General features: G+C 58.5%; 13 protein-coding genes and 1 pseudogene. 3 read left to right on the top strand and 11 right to left on the bottom strand.

Annotation, left to right across the window (positions count from 1 at the left end):
• Nucleotides 1-90: 90 nt before the first annotated feature.
• The 3 genes from QZ307_RS02810 to QZ307_RS02800 all read right to left on the bottom strand — a co-directional run bounded on the left by QZ307_RS02810 (nt 91) and on the right by QZ307_RS02800 (nt 6,087).
• The gene (locus QZ307_RS02810; RefSeq protein ID WP_295995524.1) at nt 91-2,448 is read right to left on the bottom strand and encodes a YDG domain-containing protein; all 2,358 of its coding nucleotides are present in this window, start codon (nt 2,446-2,448) and stop codon (nt 91-93) included.
• A 180-nt stretch (nt 2,449-2,628) separates the two neighbouring features.
• Complete coding sequence (locus QZ307_RS02805) at nt 2,629-4,038, bottom strand: O-antigen ligase family protein (protein ID WP_295995521.1); 1,410 nt, start codon at nt 4,036-4,038, stop codon at nt 2,629-2,631.
• 42 nt (nt 4,039-4,080) lie between these two features.
• On the bottom strand, nt 4,081-6,087 hold the full coding sequence (locus QZ307_RS02800; protein ID WP_295995518.1) for a leucine-rich repeat domain-containing protein: 2,007 nt from the start codon (nt 6,085-6,087) through the stop codon (nt 4,081-4,083).
• A gap of 225 nt (nt 6,088-6,312) precedes the next feature.
• On the opposite strand from QZ307_RS02800, the gene QZ307_RS02795 reads away from it, so the two are divergent.
• Nucleotides 6,313-6,639: a hypothetical protein gene (locus QZ307_RS02795; protein WP_295995515.1), complete on the top strand. Its 327-nt coding sequence runs from the start codon at nt 6,313-6,315 to the stop codon at nt 6,637-6,639.
• A gap of 221 nt (nt 6,640-6,860) precedes the next feature.
• Nucleotides 6,861-8,183, top strand: coding sequence for a dicarboxylate/amino acid:cation symporter (locus tag QZ307_RS02790; RefSeq protein WP_295995513.1), 1,323 nt, complete (start codon nt 6,861-6,863; stop codon nt 8,181-8,183).
• A gap of 268 nt (nt 8,184-8,451) precedes the next feature.
• Here QZ307_RS02790 and QZ307_RS02785 read toward each other — a convergent pair whose 3' ends face one another.
• The 3 genes from QZ307_RS02785 to QZ307_RS02775 form a co-directional block, all read right to left on the bottom strand.
• Nucleotides 8,452-8,670 carry a hypothetical protein gene (locus tag QZ307_RS02785; protein WP_295995510.1) on the bottom strand — a complete coding sequence of 73 codons (219 nt, stop codon included), beginning with the start codon at nt 8,668-8,670 and terminating at the stop codon, nt 8,452-8,454.
• Between the two features lie 74 nt (nt 8,671-8,744).
• The gene (locus QZ307_RS02780) at nt 8,745-10,256 is read right to left on the bottom strand and encodes a SurA N-terminal domain-containing protein (RefSeq protein WP_295995507.1); all 1,512 of its coding nucleotides are present in this window, start codon (nt 10,254-10,256) and stop codon (nt 8,745-8,747) included.
• A 10-nt stretch (nt 10,257-10,266) separates the two neighbouring features.
• The gene (locus tag QZ307_RS02775; protein WP_295995503.1) at nt 10,267-11,610 is read right to left on the bottom strand and encodes an Ig-like domain-containing protein; all 1,344 of its coding nucleotides are present in this window, start codon (nt 11,608-11,610) and stop codon (nt 10,267-10,269) included.
• Between the two features lie 131 nt (nt 11,611-11,741).
• Here QZ307_RS02775 and QZ307_RS02770 point away from each other — a divergent pair, with 131 nt between their 5' ends.
• Entirely contained in the window at nt 11,742-11,954 is a 213-nt protein-coding gene (locus QZ307_RS02770; protein WP_295995500.1) for a helix-turn-helix transcriptional regulator, read from the top strand.
• Between the two features lie 814 nt (nt 11,955-12,768).
• Here the strand turns inward: QZ307_RS02770 and QZ307_RS02765 are convergent.
• From QZ307_RS02765 to QZ307_RS02745, 5 genes and pseudogenes are all read right to left on the bottom strand, one after another.
• Nucleotides 12,769-15,369 (bottom strand): annotated as a pseudogene (locus tag QZ307_RS02765) (AAA family ATPase); the annotation flags it as partial.
• Between the two features lie 61 nt (nt 15,370-15,430).
• Nucleotides 15,431-15,808 carry a MerR family transcriptional regulator gene (locus QZ307_RS02760; protein ID WP_295995494.1) on the bottom strand — a complete coding sequence of 126 codons (378 nt, stop codon included), beginning with the start codon at nt 15,806-15,808 and terminating at the stop codon, nt 15,431-15,433.
• Complete coding sequence (locus tag QZ307_RS02755) at nt 15,799-16,758, bottom strand: DnaJ C-terminal domain-containing protein (RefSeq protein WP_295995599.1); 960 nt, start codon at nt 16,756-16,758, stop codon at nt 15,799-15,801. Before QZ307_RS02755 ends, QZ307_RS02760 begins: the two co-directional genes overlap by 10 nt.
• A 71-nt stretch (nt 16,759-16,829) precedes the next feature.
• Nucleotides 16,830-17,528 carry a nucleotide exchange factor GrpE gene (locus QZ307_RS02750; protein ID WP_295995491.1) on the bottom strand — a complete coding sequence of 233 codons (699 nt, stop codon included), beginning with the start codon at nt 17,526-17,528 and terminating at the stop codon, nt 16,830-16,832.
• Nucleotides 17,529-17,533: 5 nt separating this feature from the next.
• A partial coding sequence (locus QZ307_RS02745) for an Hsp70 family protein (RefSeq protein ID WP_295995488.1) occupies nt 17,534-18,782 on the bottom strand: 1,249 nt, incomplete at its 5' end.

The raw sequence follows: 18,782 nt of genomic DNA, 5'->3' as shown, positions 1-18,782 counted from the left end.
ACGGGGCCGACGGAACGCACCGTCGGCCCCGTCGGCCTTATTGTATCGCCCTCATCCGTGAGGCAGCATCGCGATTTCCTTCGAAGGAGGCTACTTGACCTTTACTTTCTTCGTCGCCGTCCAAGGCCCGTTGTAGGTTTTGCCCGCGATGCTGTACTTGGCCCGAACGCGCACGTAGTACGTCTTCTTCGACTTCAGCTTCTTGACGGTGGTCGACAGTGAGCTCTTGCGAGACAGCTTCTTAGTCACCTTTATGGTGGCGGTTTTCACACCCTTTTTGAACTTCTTGTCCGTGCTGTACTGAACCTGGTACTTCACAGGGCTCTTGGTTGCCTTCTTCCAGGTCACCGCCAGCGTCTTCTTCTTGGAAGACTTCAGCTTCAAGATTTTCGTCTTCTTGAAGGTAGGCGCTTTCGCGGCGGGTTTGGCCGTCGGCTTTGCCGGCGTGGAGGGCGACGTCGCCGGCTTGCTCGGCGCCGGCGCGGGGGCCGGTGCCGGCTTCGTCGTCGTGGACGACCCCGAAGAAGGAGGCGCGGGGGTCGAGGGCTTCACAGTAGGAGCCGTCGTCGAGCCCGTGGAGGGGTTGGAGGGCGCAGTCGGCTGCGCAGGCGTTGAGGGAGTTTCGGGCTTTTCGGGGGCAGTGATATTGGCAGTAGCGATGACCGAGGTCTGACTCAACCGGTAATTGCCCGCATCGGCGCCAGAAAGAGCATAGGTAATGGTCACCTTCTTCGCATTCCCCGCGGCAGCATCCGCAAATGACGCCGTCGCGGTCAGCTTCACGTCGTCCCCAGAGACAACTCCTTCAAGCCGAGGAGCGCTGCTAAATGACGCTTTGACTGTTCCGTCATAAGTCTTTGAGGCAACCACGCCCGGAATCACCGCCAACTCTTTTTCTGACACGAGAACCGGGACTTCGACCACCTGTTGAACCGAAGTCTCTCCATCCCTTATCGTGCAAATGGCCCTATACCGCTCGCTTCCGACCCGATTGATTTGCTCATTTTCGTTTTCCCAGCGCGCTGCCACGGAAAGCTCAGAACCGTCCTCCTTAGAGACAGCTGTGGGAGCACCGAGCGCCACCTCTTTAAGATGCTGCCCATACACCGCGCTACTACAGGGGAAATCTACCTGATAAGAGGAAGGGGGAATATATGCCCCTTTATTCAACTGGGGACCATTGGTGTAACTTTGCTGATATATGACTAGACCGCTATTTGTCGCCCCATCGCTAAACACTCTATTCACTACTGGATGCGATTCCGAAAACGGCATATCCGACACAACGGTGGCCGAACCTACAAGCAGCCACTTTGTGTTTTCGTAGCCAGAGACGGGAGTATTGCCCGGATTCGGATCATTCCACGTCACATCAACGGCATACCAGTTTCCATCGTCAGCCTGAGCGTAATTCCACATATGCGCTCCACCAGCAGCGTTAGGCTGGCTTTTTGCCTTACCATCGACCAATACGCAGGGAATATCGCTCTTGTCGCACAGCACTTTAAATGCCCGCGCGTATCCCTCGCAAACCGGCCCCAGAGAACCAGTGCGACCCTCGAGGGCGCTTATGCACCTCCAGCCTTCAGGATAGGTCTTGCTGGCAGCGTTTAAATCCCTGCTCGTGTTGTACGCATTGATTTTTGTCAGCTCGTCGTTGAACACGGTCATTTTCTCTGCGCTCGTTTCGCAGCCGATCGCCTTATCGAGAATTCGTTGCGCATCTGCATCGCGCTTTGAAATCGCTGTCTTGATTTGCTGCTGCGAAGAGAAGCTAGCAAGCCTACGATCACTCTTGATAACATAACCAAGATAGAGATTTGATCCTATACCCCACCCCGTAAACGAAGCGCCCCCTTCTAGCCAGAATACCTCGGGGTGATCGCGATCGAAAGCGGCCACTGCTGCATAAGCGTAAATTAGCTCTTCGTAAAATGCGTCGTTAAAGTCCCCTGAATAGCTAATGGGTCCAATGACGATGCAGTCTCTCCCATCTGCTTCGTCATACCCTCCCGTCTGACCTTTGGCGACCGATGAAGCAGTCTGATCAAAGTAGGCGTCCTCGATTAGGTAGTCCTTGACGCCATCATTATCCGTGGCTTCCACCAGCACGTCATAGAAGTCACGGGCTGACTGATGACCCGTGAAATCAATTCTGTCAATCCACTCTATCTCATGGGAGGATTTCAGCGGCACCGGACCAACGCTCTCGAGAGAAAATAGCGAAATGCCTGAAAGGACGTCAGCGGAGGTTTCTGCATCAATGGTGACAGGCTCCGCTATCTCAAAGACCGCGTCCTCCCCTTGAGCCACCCCCTCCTGCAAGCTTGCATCAGGCAATGATTCATTCGGAGAGCTTTCCTCCGCCAAGGCCGATACGGGCACGAGGGAGGTTGCGAGGGTGAGGGCGCAGCAGATGCTGACGGCTTTGCGCTTGAGTGAAACCATGATGCCTCTCTCACTTTGTTTCCGCGACGCAGCCAATTCCCCTCTGGAAGCGCCGTGCTCTGATTCTTTTTAGTGAGCTATTCTATCATGGTCAATAGATGTTTTGCCTAGTCAAAGGCTATAAATTGACTCCATTCTTCTTTGAGGGTCAACTGTATGGAACCAACGAACAATCTAATGTCACAAGCGCACGGACTGACGCGACTGGCCGGAACGCAAGGCCTCACATTCTGAAGCTTCGCTCACCAGCAAAACTGCCAAAAATTGCAATGCGAAAAAGTGGAGGTCGAAGTCGAAGACACTGTGCACGAGTAGCGTCGCCACCGCAAGAGCCCAGGGCCAGTGCCCTCGCCTCGCGCAATTAACTACCGCTGCGCCCATCGCCCCAACGTAGAGAATCGGCACGAAGACTCCCCCGTCCAACGCCAGCTGCAAGTAGGAACAGTGGTTCACTGCAGCCGTATACTCGACGGTCTGAATTCCTGGATAAAGCTGCGCCCACTGCTCGGGCCCGACGCCCAGCAAGGGACTCGCCGCAAGCAAGGCGAGGCCATCCTGCATCATCACGAAACGCTCGGCGAACGTCCCCTGAGCTTCCACCCATCGGGCCGGCTCAAGGAGCAGAACAGCCGCGGCGGCACCCACGGTTACGATCGCCGCCACCACAATGCAGACCAAGGCGCGAGGGCGTCGCGCCCCCTCCTGAGTCGAGACGCCTTGTCGCTCCTGGGCGTCTCTCCGCGCCTTCGCGTCCTGCTGCTTTTCCGTCGCTTTCCGCTCCTTACTTGCAGCACCCTTACGACGTTGCTTCGCACGATCGCCGACCTGGTGCCCGTCCTGGAGCTTTTCACCCCAGACCCAAAGACCCACGGTTGTCGCCAGAGCACCCACAAGACCCGCAGCGGGGAAAACCAACTGCAGGGCAAAAGAAACGAGGGCCGCGATCCAGGAAAGCGCGAGGCTCTCAGCCTCGGCAAAGCGTCCCATCCGCATAAACACAACCGCTGCCACCGTCAGCGCAAGGCCCGTGACCGCCACCGCGCCTACCGATTGCGTGGCAAACAGCGCAACGAGCCCGAGAGGCGCCAACGCACGAATGCGGCTGTTGTCGGCCGCGGACATAAGCAAGACGCCCAGGCCAAACCAGATACCCGTCGCATTGGAGTACTCGAACAGCAGACACAGACGCCCTGCCGCCATCGTGCCTCCAGCGGGCAACAGGCCAGCCACCGCCAACAGCCCAAATACCGCCGTAACGGCCACAAACCAGCACAGGCCCTCAAGAGCCGTGGCTTTTTCGGGAAGAGGAACGCTGCCGCAGAAAAGCGCGAAAGCCGCCAACGCTACCCAGCACAGCACGACACCCGTCGCCTCGGAGGGCCATCCATGGGCCACAGCGCTCGCAGCATTAAGGAGCGCAATGGCGATAAAGGCACCGGAAAGCGCCCACCTACGCAAACTGCCGCCCTGAGCGCGGGCGGCAGCACGGTTGACGAAAATCGCCGCTGCGACTCCCGCCAAAGAAACGGCCCCGGCAACGATGACGGGGGTGGGGTAAAACCCGCCCTGGGCAAGTGCCAGGGCGGCCACGATTACCGCCCCCAGCATCGCGATGCCGGAGCCAAAAGACATTTACTTCGTCACCTTCATGGTCTTCTTAAAGCCCGTCGAGGACTTGAACAGTTTCTTGTAGGCCTTCACCTTGGAAGAAGGCACCTTTATTTTAGCCTTCTTATATACGTTCTTGAGAGCGCTCTTGCCCACCGATTTCAGCACCTTGGACTTGATCGTGATCGTCTTGAGCTTTTTGCAGCCGGAGAAGGCGCTCTTACCCAGCGACTTCACCTTCTTACCCAACGTTGCCTTGGTGAGCTTCTTGCAGCTGGAGAAGGCGCTGGCGCCCACCTTGGTCACATAGGCACCCACCGTTACCGACGTGATGGCCGAACCCTTGAAGGCCGACGCTCCCACCTCGGTAACCTTGAACTTCTGGCCGCCAATCTTCACGGTACTGGGAATGCTCAGTTTGCCTTTGGCTTTCGTGCCGCTCACGTGACCCACCACCATGACGGTGCGGTTCTTGGAGGAAGTGCTGGTCACCTTGTACTTCAGCTTACCAACCGTATAGGTGATACCCTTAACGGCCTTGCCCGAAGCGAACTGCGACACCTTGACGAACTGCCACCCCTTGGAGGCCTTCATCATAATGTAGTCGCCACCGCCCACATTGGCATAGTCGCTGTAAGAGAACGGCACCAACACGTTGCCCGCAGTGTCGATCACGCCATACTTGCCCTTAGAGTTCTTGGCGATAACGACGCTGCGCCCGTTCGAGAAGGTGTGAATGGGAGTGTTGCGATAGTTGGCCTCGAGCGCGTAGCCGGCAACTTTCACCTGCTTGGCTGAGCCGTCGATGACGATATAGCGCTCCCAGTCCTTCGAAGAGTCGGCTATCGTTGTATAGACTGCCTTTCCGTTCAGCTTTCCCGCTTCCTGAGCGTACAGATACCACGATGCGTTAGCACGCGTTATCTCATTGAGGGAGGAATTGTAGGCCGCATAAGGGCTTCCGTCGCAAATAAGCACCCAGGCACCAGGAATCGCACTCTTCTCCCAAGACGTATGGGTATTCTTCTGGCCAGTATTGATGGTCTTGATAACCTTGCCCTGCTTGTTGTAGACCGTCGTAGAGCCGTTGCCGTTCCCAATGCTAACGCCCAGGTCTTTGACGACATCGTAAGACTCCATGCCATTGGTGGAGGGTAGTTCTATCTTCGTCCCATTGGGCTGCTTGAGATACGCGCGCTCGGTGTCGTCATCGTCCCAAGAGGTTTCAAGAGAGACGCCCCCGCCGATAACGTAGGCGCTGTCGGTAAAGCTTTCTGCGGGAGCGGCACTCTTCTCAAACTTACCGTTCTTGAGCAGATAATAGGCGTTCCAAGCCTCACCCTCGTCTTCCGAGTAGGCAGAAGCCACGCAGTAGACTTTGCCGTTGAGATCATAGGCGTAAACGCCCGCATCCTCATACCCTGCAGGCACGGGGATGGATAGCGTCTGGATCTTCTTGCCAGCATCACTATAGAGATCCGCAATCAGCGTCCCTCCATCTAAGCGCGAGAACAGGGCGCCGCCGCCTCCGCTCAACTGCGAGCTCTGGAAATAATCGACGGAGCGGTACGTAGTGTTAGAAAGCTTCTTGCCAGCAAGGGTGTAGGGCTGATAGGCCTGGCTTCCTCCCACCTTCACGGGCACTCCCACCGTACCCGGAAGCTTCGACCCTGCTTCGCCATAGGCATACATAAGCTGATACACCCACGAATCAAGATCTCCCTCGTACGCCAAAGCCGACGACTTCACCTTCAGCGTTACACCACCGGTGGCGCTGAGGATGTCAACTTCTTTGAGTTGATCGCCCTTGTAGGGGTTAACGTCTCCCTTAACGTTCCAAGTGAATCCCAATGCGTACTGCCCCGAGTACGTGCCATACACATGGTTGTACACATAGGATTTCGCTGTGCTGGCCGCCTGCGCTTCAAGGGCGCCAACGGGGGTCATGCACAGCGCAAGGGCGGCTGCGAGCACGATACACAAAAACGCTCGCCATCCTCCCGTCGCTCTTTTCTGGTTGGCTGATCCCATAGCTTCTCCTTTCTCATCAGCCCTTATCTTCTCCCTGTCAACATTATAAAAAGAACCTTTTCTCTTTTAAGGAAAGTCGACCCTTGTCCTTATATTCGTTGTCACAACTCATTACTTTGTTGATATGAACCAATAATTGTTGTGGGGCGACGGCAACGATGCGACCTCCCGCAACGCGCTCTGCGTTACACTACGGGCAGGCAAAACCTATGCAAAGGAGCAGTCATGACTGACGAGTTGGAAAACATCGACGAGAACGAGATCGACCTCGAGCGTTTTATGGTGGTGGAAGACGACGGCGTCATCGCCATCTACGAGACGGTCGCCACCTTCCATGTTGACGAGACTGGCGAGGACTTCATCATCTTCGCCGAAGAGGACGCCGAGGAGGGCGACGAAATCGAAGTGATGGCCGCGCTGTACAACCCGGCTGAGATTGTCGAGGGCGAGGCGGGCCTGCCGTTGGTCACCCTGGGTCAGCTGGAGTCCGAAGAGCAGATGGAGCTCGTGCAGGCCGTACTCGAGGACATGATGGAAGAGGACGACGAATAGCGGGCGTTCGGCTACTACGGTTCGCACCTCTCGACAGCTCGAGATTCGTATACAGCCGAGTGCGCACCCCGTGCGTCTCCGCTTAGCACGCGCAACCACATCAGTAGAGCTTACCAAGCGCCTTGCCTCTCTGGGCGAGGCGCTTCTGCTTTTGCCCTTCCCTCACACGGGATCCCTTCCTTATAATGGGCTCATCACACCGCATAGCGAAAGGGAACCCCATGGAGCACGTCGACGATCTCGTCGCTCAGTCCAGCGACGCCACCGTCTCTAGCGACACCCCGACCGCCCCGAAGCAGAAGCCATGGTTTAAGCGGCTCTCGCTTACCACCTGGATTTTCATTGCGCTTATTCTGGGCGTCCTGGTAGGTCTGGCTCTCCAAGGGTCGCCGGAAATTGCCGACACGTACATCAAGCCCTTCGGCACCATCTTCCTGAACCTGATCAAGATGATCGTCGTGCCCCTGGTGCTGTTCTCTATCATCGCCGGCGTGGTATCGCTCGACGACGTGAAGAAAGTGGGCGCTATCGGCGGCAAGACCATCTTGTTCTACCTGTGCACCACCGCCTGCGCCGTCACGCTGGGCTTGGTGTTCGCCAACCTCATGAACGTGGGCGCCGGCTACCAAATGCCCACCGAGGACCTGTCCTACGAGGCCACCGACCCGCCGTCGCTCATCGACACGCTGGTGAACATCTTCCCCAGCAACTTCTTCCAACCCATGGCCGACGCCACTATGCTCCAGGTCATCGTCATTGCCGTGGTGTTCGGCTTCGGCATGATTGCCGCGGGCAAGAAAGCTAAGCCCGTCATCGACATCTGCAACTCACTATCGGACGTGTGCATCGCCATCATGCGCGGCATCATCCTCGTAGCACCTTTCGGCGTATTCGGCCTGATCTGCCCCGTCATTGCCAACAACGGCATCGACGTGCTGCGCCCCCTGCTGTGGCTCATCGTGGTGGCCTACGTGGCCATGGCGTGTCAGATCATCTTCGTGTACTCGGGCATCATCAAGCTGTTTGCCCGCATGAGCCCGCTGAAGTTCCTCAAGGGAGAGATGCCCGTTATCGGCTTCGCCTTCGCCTCGGCCTCCTCGGTGGGCACGCTGCCCATCAATATGGAGTGCACCGAGAAGATGGGGGTCTCCAAGGAGGTGACCTCCTTCGTTCTGCCCCTGGGCGCCACCATCAACATGGACGGTACCGCCATCTACCAGGGTGTTTGCGCTATCTTCATCGCCCAGGTGTTCGGCATCGACCTGAGCATTGGCCAGCAGTTCACCATCGTGATGACCAGCGTGCTGGCCTCCATCGGCACCGCCGGCGTGCCGGGCTCGGGCATGATCATGCTGGCCATGGTGCTGCAGTCAGTGGGGCTGCCCGTTGAGGGCGTAGCCCTGGTGGCCGGCGTAGACCGCATCCTGGACATGGCCCGCACGACCGTGAACGTCACCGGCGACGCCGCCGTAGCCACCTGCGTCGACGCCATGCAGAAACGCGCAGCCGCCCGCCGCGCGAAGAAAGCGGCAGCGGCGCAGTAGCAAGCAACGGCACCCTTATTTGCCGAACGAGCGGCCGTGCCCCGAACCGGGCACGGCCGCTTTGCGTATTAGCAACACTACCTCAACTGATCTCTGAGGTATTCCTTAAACAGGGGGATGGCGATTCGCAGATTACCCTGTCCGCGATCAAGAAGCACTCCCTGCTCGATAAGCCGTCGCTTGTACTGAGAGGCGTAATTGCTCCTTTTGCCCATCCGCTCGGCAATATCCAAGAGTTTGCTGTCGCCCTCGTCAACAAGCATAGCTTCTAAAAAGCGTACGTCCCCTGCCGACAGCTCGCAAAAATAAGATGGCGCGCTGCGCGGGACAGCTCCTCGACAACGTCTTCACGACCCGCCATATAGGCAGGAATAACGCCAAATGTAGGCGTAAAGGGGTTTGCTTCCATGCCATCTCCTGTTTCCTTTGCAATTTTTGCATCTCTCGCATCTGAAGAGAAAAGATCCTGAGCAAAAGGCATGGTCACGCAAAAGCGCCCCTTCGACCAAGATGAAGTCGGAGGGGCGCTCTCAACCGTTCGCACTAACCCTTTAGCGAAGCTTACACGTCGTAGGGCAGGCCCAAAGGCATATCGCTAATAGCAATTTGCTTGCTTGCTCGATAAGCCTCCATCCAGCTTTGATAGGCCTCGTTGAGCTCCTCCTCGGTTGCGTACTTTTCCCCTTCGACCGCTTCCATGAGTTTTTCAATTCTGAGATTAGGCTCAAGCACAGTTTCGACATAGCTATCTTCGGTTATATTACTTTCAGCCAATGCGTCCTCGTATGCTTCTTCACTTTCAAAGAGAGACCGGGTGTTGGCAAGCTCGCTTTGCAACTCTTCCTCTGTGATGGTAACGCTGTTTTCCTCGCAGGCTAAATTGAGAAGATATTCCCCGATGTAGAATTCAATAACTTCGTCACGGACACTTTCCGCTGTATAGCCATTCTCCTCAAGCCACTCCGTCCATAGATCATCATCCTGCAAATCAGCGGTCTTTCTAAAATCGCTAATGTAATCGGAAACTGTTTGCTCAGACAACTCTGCCCCATCTATGCTTGCTGCAATCCCTTCCGCAGACTCCTGCGCTGTCGAGCTGTCATCAACTCCCGAAGCTTGACCAGCTCGTTCGCCACTGTTTAGCTGACTTTCACTCTGAGCAATAGGGGCTCCTTGGTTAAAAGAAGGACCCAGAAGCATCGCCATTCCTAGAGCAATCGCCACTGCGACGATAGCTCCGCCAACAAGGGCAACGGTCACAACTGCTCTTGAGCCCTTGCGAATAGGATTGAACTTGACATCCTCTCTGCCTTTTGAGTCGCTTGCCAAGTCCAGCGGCGCGGCTTCCGGCAAAATGCCGGGAGAGGCCGACTCGACCATCTTGCTTTTCTCCGATACGCCCGCGAAACGGCTCGAAATCCCTAGGCTTACCACAGATCCGATACAAAAAATCATACAAAGGACGGCATTGAGAGCATGTCCTGCTACAACGGAGTCTGCCCCCTCAGCTGCCACAAAAAGAAGATTGTAGCCGATTGTCCACGCACCCGAGAGCGCTAGCAAAAGCGACAGGCCCACAATCGCAACCGCTTTTTTGCGAGCATGGGTGACAAAATAGCGCACAAGACCAACAGTCGAAGTCACAAGCGCGATCGCCCAAATCGCAACAATTGCATAAAGAACTATCACGATTGCGCCAACAGCCTTTGAGGCTTCTTGGGCTTGAGAGAAATACTCGGTTCCTGCCTCAAATGCCTTAAGCCAAACATTTACCTGATCAAGTGCTTGTGCCAAGTCAATAAATTGCGGAACCGAATAAGCCGGAGCTATGGACGGAAGGGAATAGGATCCATCTCCAAAAGCCGACAGCAATCCCGATAGCATAGCGAGTCCAGCCTGGATCGAGGGACTCACTTCCAGCCAGGGCAGCACCGCAAACAAAACTGCCACACCTGCGAGAACTCCCGAAGCAGCCATCCAGCCAACTCTCGATGAGGAGAGTTTGCTATGGTGAGGCTCCTGTGAATTAGCCTGAATGGCTGTGGGGCTTGGCGTTACTTCTATGGATTCCATAACGGTCTTCCTACTCGACAACGGTCACTAGGCACGTTGCAGAAGCGCCGTGGGCTGAGGCGGTAATAGTGGCAGTGCCTTTTGATTTGGGAACCAGATCGCCATATTCGTCTACCTCAACCACAGCAGGATTGCTGCTCTTCCATTTCGCTTTTTCGCACCAGTACCCGCAAATGCCACACTCAGCTCCGATACTTGTTGCATCCCACTCATATTCGTACCTCTCGAGGCTGAGAGTTAGCGCACTGTTGGACATAGTGAAAGGAGTAAGTTTCACGTTAACTGTTCGGCTGGCAGTGGCTCCATGCACGCGAGCAGTAATCGTTGCGGTTCCGACTTTAAGGGGAGTCAGGTAACCATTGCGATCAACCTGAACGACAGAAGGATTGCTTGAGGAGTATACCGTTGAATTGTCGTATCGACTCTCGCAAACACTGCACCAGGCGTTGACCTCCCCTTCTTCTCCCCCATAATACAAATCGGGAATGGGGTCCATCGAAATCGAAGGTCGCTTCACTACAACCGTTTGAGAAGCGCTTTGTCCGTGGGCTTTAACCGTAATGACTGTCTGCCCAACTTGTTTTGGGGTGATCGTCCCCTCGTCATCTACTGTAGCCACACTTGGATTACTGCTCGAAATGCTTTCTACACACCACATAAAGATAGGACCATGTACTTGGCATTGAGCATCAACGTAATCGTGCTCTTCCTCAGGATAACACCCCAGGTACAACGTCGGAATCTTCTTGAGGGCAAACCCGTTCTTCCGCACGATCACCTTTTGTTTGACAGTGGCTCCATGGGCCTTCACTTTGATGGTAGCCGCACCAACGCCGCGGGCTTCGAGCCAACCATCTTGATCCACTTTGACGATCTTCTTGTTGCTGGAATAGTACTTAAGATCGGGGCACCTTTTCCCGTGCTTGTAGCACTTAACGACAATCTGACCATAGCTGCCGCCTTCGGCTTTGCTGATGAAATATTGCGTCCCTATCTTTGACATAGAAAGCTTCACGACCGTCACCTTGCATTTGTACTTTTTGCCTTTGTATTTAGCCGTAATAGTGGTGGTACCACCTTTCTTGGTCTTCACCTTACCGTTTTTCACGGTGGCTACGGACTTCTTCGACGAGGACCATTTCACTTTAGAAGCTTTCGCGCCCTTGAGTTTGAGGGTTAACGATTTCCCCTGCATCACGGTTGCCTTGCTCTTGCTAAGTGCAATCTTCGTCTTCGCGTGCGCCTGCTGAGGTGCCGAAAGTTCCAAGATTGCAGCCACGCTCAGCGTCAAAGCAAGCGCCACGACGAAAGCCATAACCCTTACACCAAGTTGCTTTGCTCCTGTGTGCTCCATAGTCCTCGCTCCTTCTCGCCCATAAGAGATTATTAGCCAGCAGCTAAGATCGTGTCGTTGTTCTTCTATTCCCCGTAGTGGTCATAAATTTAGTACCACACTGGCAGTGTAGCAAAATAGCCTGACAAGATATGGGTACAGTCGACAGAAAAAAGCAGCTTGGGGAGAGAATTCGCGCAGAGCGCGAAGCTCAAAATATTTCGCTGCGCCGTTTTGCCACTATGGTTGGCCTAGGTCACTCGTATCTCATCGATGTCGAGAACGGGCGCCGCAACATCGGATACGACAACCTCTGCAAAATCGCCGAAGGCCTTGGAGTATCCATAGGCAACCTCACAGACTGAATCGCGCTACACACCTGGCAAGCTGAAAGGGCCGTCCTGGCGATAGCTTAACGCGTTTGGCAAACTTGTTTTTTGCGTTTTGTTAGCAGCCTTTCGGGGAGAGCAGGGACGGGCAGTCTATCTTCACCCGCCGGGATTTCAGCGACCTGCGAAAACAGCAAGTTCCAGCTCGCCCGACAAGTCGAATAGGGCTCAATGCCCTCTCAGACTGCTAACACATCGAAAGAAATATGCCGAAATCGGGCAACGAGCTTCGAAAACGGCGGAAGCCGCAAGTGACCAGCCCTCGTCCAGCAAGCCAGCGTACCTCTTCGCATTTGCAGGATCGAGAACGCCTCATTCTCAAGAGAGTAGCGGGCTGCGGGCGGCATCCCCGGAGGGCACCGTCTGAACACTAACTCTTAAAGCGGCCGAAGGCCGCCCCGTCAGAGCATGAAGGAGCGCAGCGCCCGAGCGAAGCGAGTCAGCGGAGCGGCGCGTGCCCGGAGCGGGATGCCGCCCGCAGCCCGCGGAGGAGCCCGAGCGTAACCCGCGGGCACCAATCGCAGCCCGCGAAGGAGCCAGATCCCCCGACGCAAAAGCGCCCGGGCTTGGCTCCCGGGCGCTTGCTGTGAAAGTGAGTATGTCAGGTGATGGCTAACTAGGCGATGGGATCCTCTCCCAAATCGCCGTTGCTGAGAGTGTCGAGATCCTCCAGGAGGTCATGGCCGTTCGGGCTCTGACCCTCGTGAGGGGCGCCGTTCAGCAGCGCATCGTAGTCGGCATCGTCCAGACCCATGGAGTTCTCAATGCGGGCAGTGTAGTTGCCCTCCGCATCCAGGTCGATGAGCACGTGGCTGCGGTCATGCAGCTGGCCGTTGATGACCTTCTCGGCAATGCGATCCACCACTTCGCGCTGAATAAGGCGCTTGAGCGGACGGGCGCCGTAGACCGGATCGTAGCCGTCGATGGCCAAGTGCTCCATGGCCGCCGGGGTAACGTCCAGCGTGATGCGACGAGCCTGCAGGCGGTCGCGCACTTCCTCGAGCTGCAGGTCCACGATAGGCTCGATAGCCGAGATGGACAGCTCGTTGAAGGTGATCACGTCGTCGATACGGTTCAGGAACTCGGGGCGGAACGTGGCGGACAGGGCGTCCTGAATCTTGTTCGCGAACTCCTGCATGCGCTTGGCAGCCTGCTCGGGCGTCATCTTCATCATGGCTTCGGCCATGTCGCCCATGGTCTCGCCGCCCGTGGCCTCGGCTTCGTCGAAGGCACGGCCCTCGGCGGCGTGCTCGCGGATGATCTGCGAGCCCACGTTCGAGGTCATGATGATGATGGTGTTCTTGAAGTTCACCACACGGCCCTGGCCATCGGTCAGACGACCGTCATCGAGCACCTGCAGCAAGATGTTGAAGACATCGGGGTGAGCCTTCTCCATCTCGTCGAGCAGCACCACGCAGTAGGGGTTGCGGCGCACGGCCTCGGTCAGCTGACCGCCCTCGTCGTAGCCCACGTATCCCGGAGGCGCTCCAATCAGGCGCTGCACGGAGAACTTCTCCATGTACTCCGACATGTCGATGCGCACCATGGCCTTCTCGGAGTCGAACAAGTACTCGGCCAGCGTTTTCGCCAGCTCGGTCTTGCCCACGCCCGTGGGACCCAGGAACAGGAAGGAACCGATGGGACGGTTCGGATCGGACAGACCCGCACGGTTGCGGCGAATGGCGCCGGCCACCACACCCACGGCCTCGTCCTGGCCGATGACGCGACCCTTCAGGACTTCCTCCAGGTCGACGAGCTTTTCCATCTCGCCCTGCATCATCTTCGCCACGGGGATGCCGGTCCAGGCAGCCACCACGGAGGCAATCTCTTCCTCGGAGACTTCCTCCTTCAGGATGGCGCCGTCCTGCTGCTTCAGCTTCACGGCTTCCTCAGCGGCGTGCAGCTGCTGCTGCAGGCCCGGGATGCGCGAGTAGCGAATCTCGGAGGCCAGCTGCAGGTTGCCCTCGCGGGTGGCGCGCTCCTCGTCAAGCTGAGCGCTTTCCAGCTCGGCCTTGAGGTTCTGCACGTCGACGATGGCGTCCTTCTCGTTCTGCCACTCGGCCTTCTGGGCGTCGAGGGATTCCTGAGCCGCGGCAATGTCGTGGCGCAGTTTCTCCAAGCGCTCCTTCGAGGCGTCATCGGATTCCTTCATGAGCGCCTGCTCCTCGATTTGCATCTGGATGAGCTTGCGCTCGGCGGCGTCCACCTCTTCCGGCATGGAGTCGATCTCGATGCGCAGGCGGCTGGCCGCCTCGTCCATGAGGTCGATGGCCTTGTCGGGCAGGAAGCGGTCGGTGATGTAGCGGTCGGACAGCTCGGCCGCGCTGACGATGGCGCCATCGGTGATGCGCACGCCGTGGTGAATCTCGTACTTTTCCTTCAGGCCACGCAGAATGGCGATAGTGTCCTCAACGGTGGGCTCGCTGACCATAACCGTCTGGAAGCGGCGCTCGAGGGCGGCGTCCTTCTCGATGTACTTGCGGTACTCGTCCAGCGTGGTGGCGCCAATGGCGCGCAGCTCGCCACGGGCCAGGGCGGGCTTCAGCATGTTGCCCGCATCGAGCGACGAATCGCCGCCAGCACCGGCGCCCACGATGGTGTGCAGCTCGTCGATGAACAGAATGATGTTGCCATCGGCTTCCTTCACCTCGCGCAGCACGTTCTTCAAGCGGTCCTCGAACTCGCCGCGGTACTTCGCGCCGGCCATCATGGCGCCCAGATCCAGCGAGACAATCTCGCGGTCCTTCAGCGATGAGGGCACGTCGCCGGCCACGATACGCTGGGCCAGGCCCTCGACGATAGCCGTCTTGCCGGTGCCGGGCTCGCCGATGAGCACCGGGTTGTTCTTGGTGCGGCGCGACAGCACCTGGATGGTGCGGCGAATTTCCTCGTTACGGCCGATGACCGGATCGAGCTTGCCCTCGCGGGCCTTCTGGGTGAGGTTCTCGCCGTACTGCTCCAGAGCCTCGAACTGCGTCTTGTCGGTCTGCGAGGTGACGCGGGTGTCGCCGCGCAGGCTCTCGTAGGCCGCCTCGATGTTCTTGCGGGTAACGCCGGCCGTGGTGAGAATGCGGCCCGCGGCGCCCTTGTCCTCGGACAGGGCAATGAGCAAATGCTCGCTGGTGGCGTAGGAATCGCCCAGCTTCTCGGCGATCTTCACCGAGTTATCGATGACCTTGATGAGGTCTTGACCGGGGATGGCCATGGGGGTGGCGCCGGTCTGCTTCGGCATCTTGGCAATCTCGTCGCTGACGTTCTGCGCCAGCCAGACCGGATCGGCGCCGATGCGCTTGATGATGGCGGCAAGATTATTCTCGTCGGAATCGAGCAGCGCCTTCAGCAAGTGAATGGGCTCGATGACGGCGGCGTCGGCATCGCCGGCCACGCCCATGGCGGCCTGAAATGCCTCTTGCGCCGTCACCGCCAACTTGTCTAGTCTCATATATGTCTCCTTATGGTAAGCGACGGGTGGGGGCTACGTGGACGATGGCCCCGATGGTCGCGCGGGTTTCCAGTTCTCGGACGCGATCAGCCAAGCGGCGCACGCGAGCGTGCAAATCTTCCACTTCAGCCTCTCGATCGTTCAGTCGGCCCTGCAGATCAAGGATACGGGTGACACCGGCAAGGTTGATGCCCTCGCTGGTAAGCTCGTTGATCAGGTTGAGCCGGTCGATGTCGGCCTGGGAGTACATGCGGGTGTTGCCGCCGGTGCGCTGGGGCGTGACCAGGCCCTTTTGCTCGTAGGAGCGCAGGGTCTGCGGATGCACGCCGGCCAGCTCCGCGGCAATGCTGATCATGTACAGCGGCCGGTTCCTGTCGTCTACTGCCATGGGCGCTTCTCCTCCTCACTGGCTGCGAGGAAGTCCTCCATGGCCTTCTTTTGCTCGTCGTTCATATCGGTGGGCACTTCGACCTTGACGATGATCTTCAAGTTGCCGTTCTGCCCCTTGTTCTTCAGGTCGGGCGCGCCCTTGCCCTTGATGGTAAGCACCTTGCCATCTTGGGTGCCGGCGGGCACCTTCACCTTGATTTTCTTGCCGTCGGGCGTGGGCACCACTACCGAGGCGCCCAGGGCGGCCTCGGCCACGTTCACCGGCAGCTCCACCACCACATCGGCCTTTTCGCGGCTGAAGTAGGGGTGGGCGTCGATCTTCGTGGTGATGAGCAGATCGCCCGCAGCACCGCCGTTGTCGCCCGGGGCACCCTGGCCCTTCAGGCGCACGCGGCCGCCGTCCACGGCACCGGCGGGTACCTTCACCGTATGGGTGTCGGCCTCGCTCTTGCCGGGAATGCGCACGGTGATCTTCTTCTCCGTGCCGTTGAAGGCCTCGTCGAACGTGACGTTGAGCGTGACGTTCATATCCTGGCCCTTGCGGGGCTGGGGCTGACCGCCGAAGCCGCCGCCGAAGTCCCAGTTGCTTCCAAACGCACCTTCGCCGTGGCGAATGCTCTCCAGAATGTCGGCCCAGCTACCGCCGAAGCCGCCACCGCCGTAGCCACCGCCTCCGCCGAAGATGTCCTCGACGTTGAAGCCCTGGCCACCGCCCCATCCATGGGGAATCTGGTTTTCGTTCGCGGTGCCGTACTGGTCGTAAAGCTCGCGCTTCTTGTCGTCGCTCAACACCTCGTAGGCTTCGTTGAGCTCCTTGAACTTGGCCTCATCACCGCCGGCGTCGGGGTGATGCTTGCGGGCCAACTTACGAAACGCCTTTTTGATCTCGTCGGCCGTGGCGGTGCGCGGAACGCCTAGCGTTTTGTAATAATCAGGCGTGGACGCCATTCGTTCCACCTCCGTTACTTTTCATCTATCGAATACAAGGGCGCACCATGAAAGTGCGCCCCCGATCAGTCTTACTCTTCCGTGTCCTCAGGCTTCTCCCGCTTCGGGCCGCCCGTGGTAATGGTTACCATGGCGGGCCTGAGCACCTTGTCGCCCATGCGGTATCCCAGCTGGTATACCTGGGAGACCGTCTCGTCGGGAACGCTCGGGTCGTCCACGGTTCCCACGGCTTGGCAGGCCAAGGCGTCGAAGGCCTCGCCGGCCGGATCGATGACCTGAAGGCCGCCCTTGGCCAGCGTGTCGACCAGCTTCGTCTGCACGGCCTTCACGCCGCCCAGCAAACCGGTCTCGCCGTTCTGCTCGGCGTAATCCACCGTGCGAACGAAATCGTCCAGCACCGGCAGCAGGCTCTCCATGAGCTTCTCGGTGGCGCGGGCCTTCTCGGCCTCGCGCTGCTCGCCCATGCGGCGGCGGTAGGTGTCCCACTCGGCATGGAGACGCACGTACTTGTCCTGCCAGTCAGCGGCCTCGGCTTTCGCGGCGGCTACTACTTCGGACTCCTCGATGACGCCGGCCACCGCGTCGGCGGCAGCGCGCTCGAGCTCGTCGTCAAGCTGGCCGGCCTCGTTGGCCTCGATGACCTCGGCGTCGGCGACCACTTCAGCGTCGTGCGCGCCTTCGCTGGCGGCCACGGAGGCCGCCGCCTCAGCGGCAGCCTCCATATCGGCGGGGGTAGAAGAGGCGACTTTGTCCTTATCGGGCGTCGTCATCGTTCTTACTTCCCTTCGTTCTCGTCGTCGACTACCTCGTAGTCGGCCTCGATGGTGTCATCGGCCGGAGCCGTCTCGGCAGCGGCGGCCTGAGCACCCGCGGCGGCACCCTCGGTGGAGTACACAACCTCGGCGAGCTTGTAGCCAGCCTGCTGGATCTTCTCGGTAGCCGCCTTGATGGCGTCGAGATCGGTGCCCTCAAGAGCGCTCTTGGTCTCGGCGATGGCCTCCTCGGCCTGGGTCTTGGCGTCGGCCGGCACCTTGTCGCCCAGCTCGTCCAGCGTCTGCTGGGTGGCGTTCACCAGAGCGTCGGCGTTGTTGCGCACCTCGGCCTCTTCCTTGCGAGCGGCATCCTCTTCGGCGTGCTGCTCGGCGTCCTTCACCATGCGATCGACTTCGTCGTCGGACAGGGCGGTGGAGCCGGAAATGGTGATCTGCTGCTGCTTGCCCGTGCCCAGATCCTTAGCGGACACGTTCACGATGCCGTTGGCATCGATGTCGAAGGTAACCTCGATCTGCGGCACACCGCGGCGAGCAGCCGGAATGCCGGTGAGCTGGAAACGGCCGAGCGTCTTGTTGCCCGCGGCCATCTCGCGCTCGCCCTGCAGGACGTGCACCTCAACGGAGGTCTGGTTGTCGGCCGCCGTGGAGTAGATTTCCGTCTTGCGGGTAGGAATGGTGGTGTTGCGCTCGATCATCTTGGTCATCACGCCGCCCATGGTCTCAACGCCCAGGGACAACGGAGTAACGTCGAGCAGCAGGATGCCCTGCACGTCGCCGGCAAGCACGCCGCCCTGAACGGCAGCGCCCATGGCCACCACCTCGTCCGGGTTCACGGACATGTTCGGGGCCTTGCCCGTGAGCTGCTTCACCAGCTCCTGCACGGCCGGCATACGGGTGGAGCCGCCGACCAGGATAACCTCGTCGACCTCGCCCATCTTCAGGCCAGCGTCCTTCAGCGCCTGCTCGACCGGCTTCTTGCAGCGGTCCAGCAGATCCTTCGTGATACGCTCGAACTCGGCGCGGGTGAGCGTGAGGTCCAGATGCTTCGGGCCGGAGGCGTCAGCAGTGATGAAGGGCAGGTTGATGTTGGTCTGGGTGGTGGAGGACAGCTCCATCTTGGCCTTCTCAGCCGCTTCCTTCAAACGCTGCAGGGCCATGGGGTCCTTGCGCAAGTCGATGCCGTTCTCGGCCTGGAACTTGTCAGCCATCCAGTCGATGATGCGCTGATCCCAGTCGTCGCCGCCCAGGTGG

Origin of the sequence: uncultured Adlercreutzia sp. (assembly GCA_910585575.1) — a bacterium.
Lineage (GTDB): Bacteria > Actinomycetota > Coriobacteriia > Coriobacteriales > Eggerthellaceae > Adlercreutzia.
Note: the sequence above shows the minus strand (reverse complement) of the source record. Positions and strands in the feature narration are given on the sequence as shown.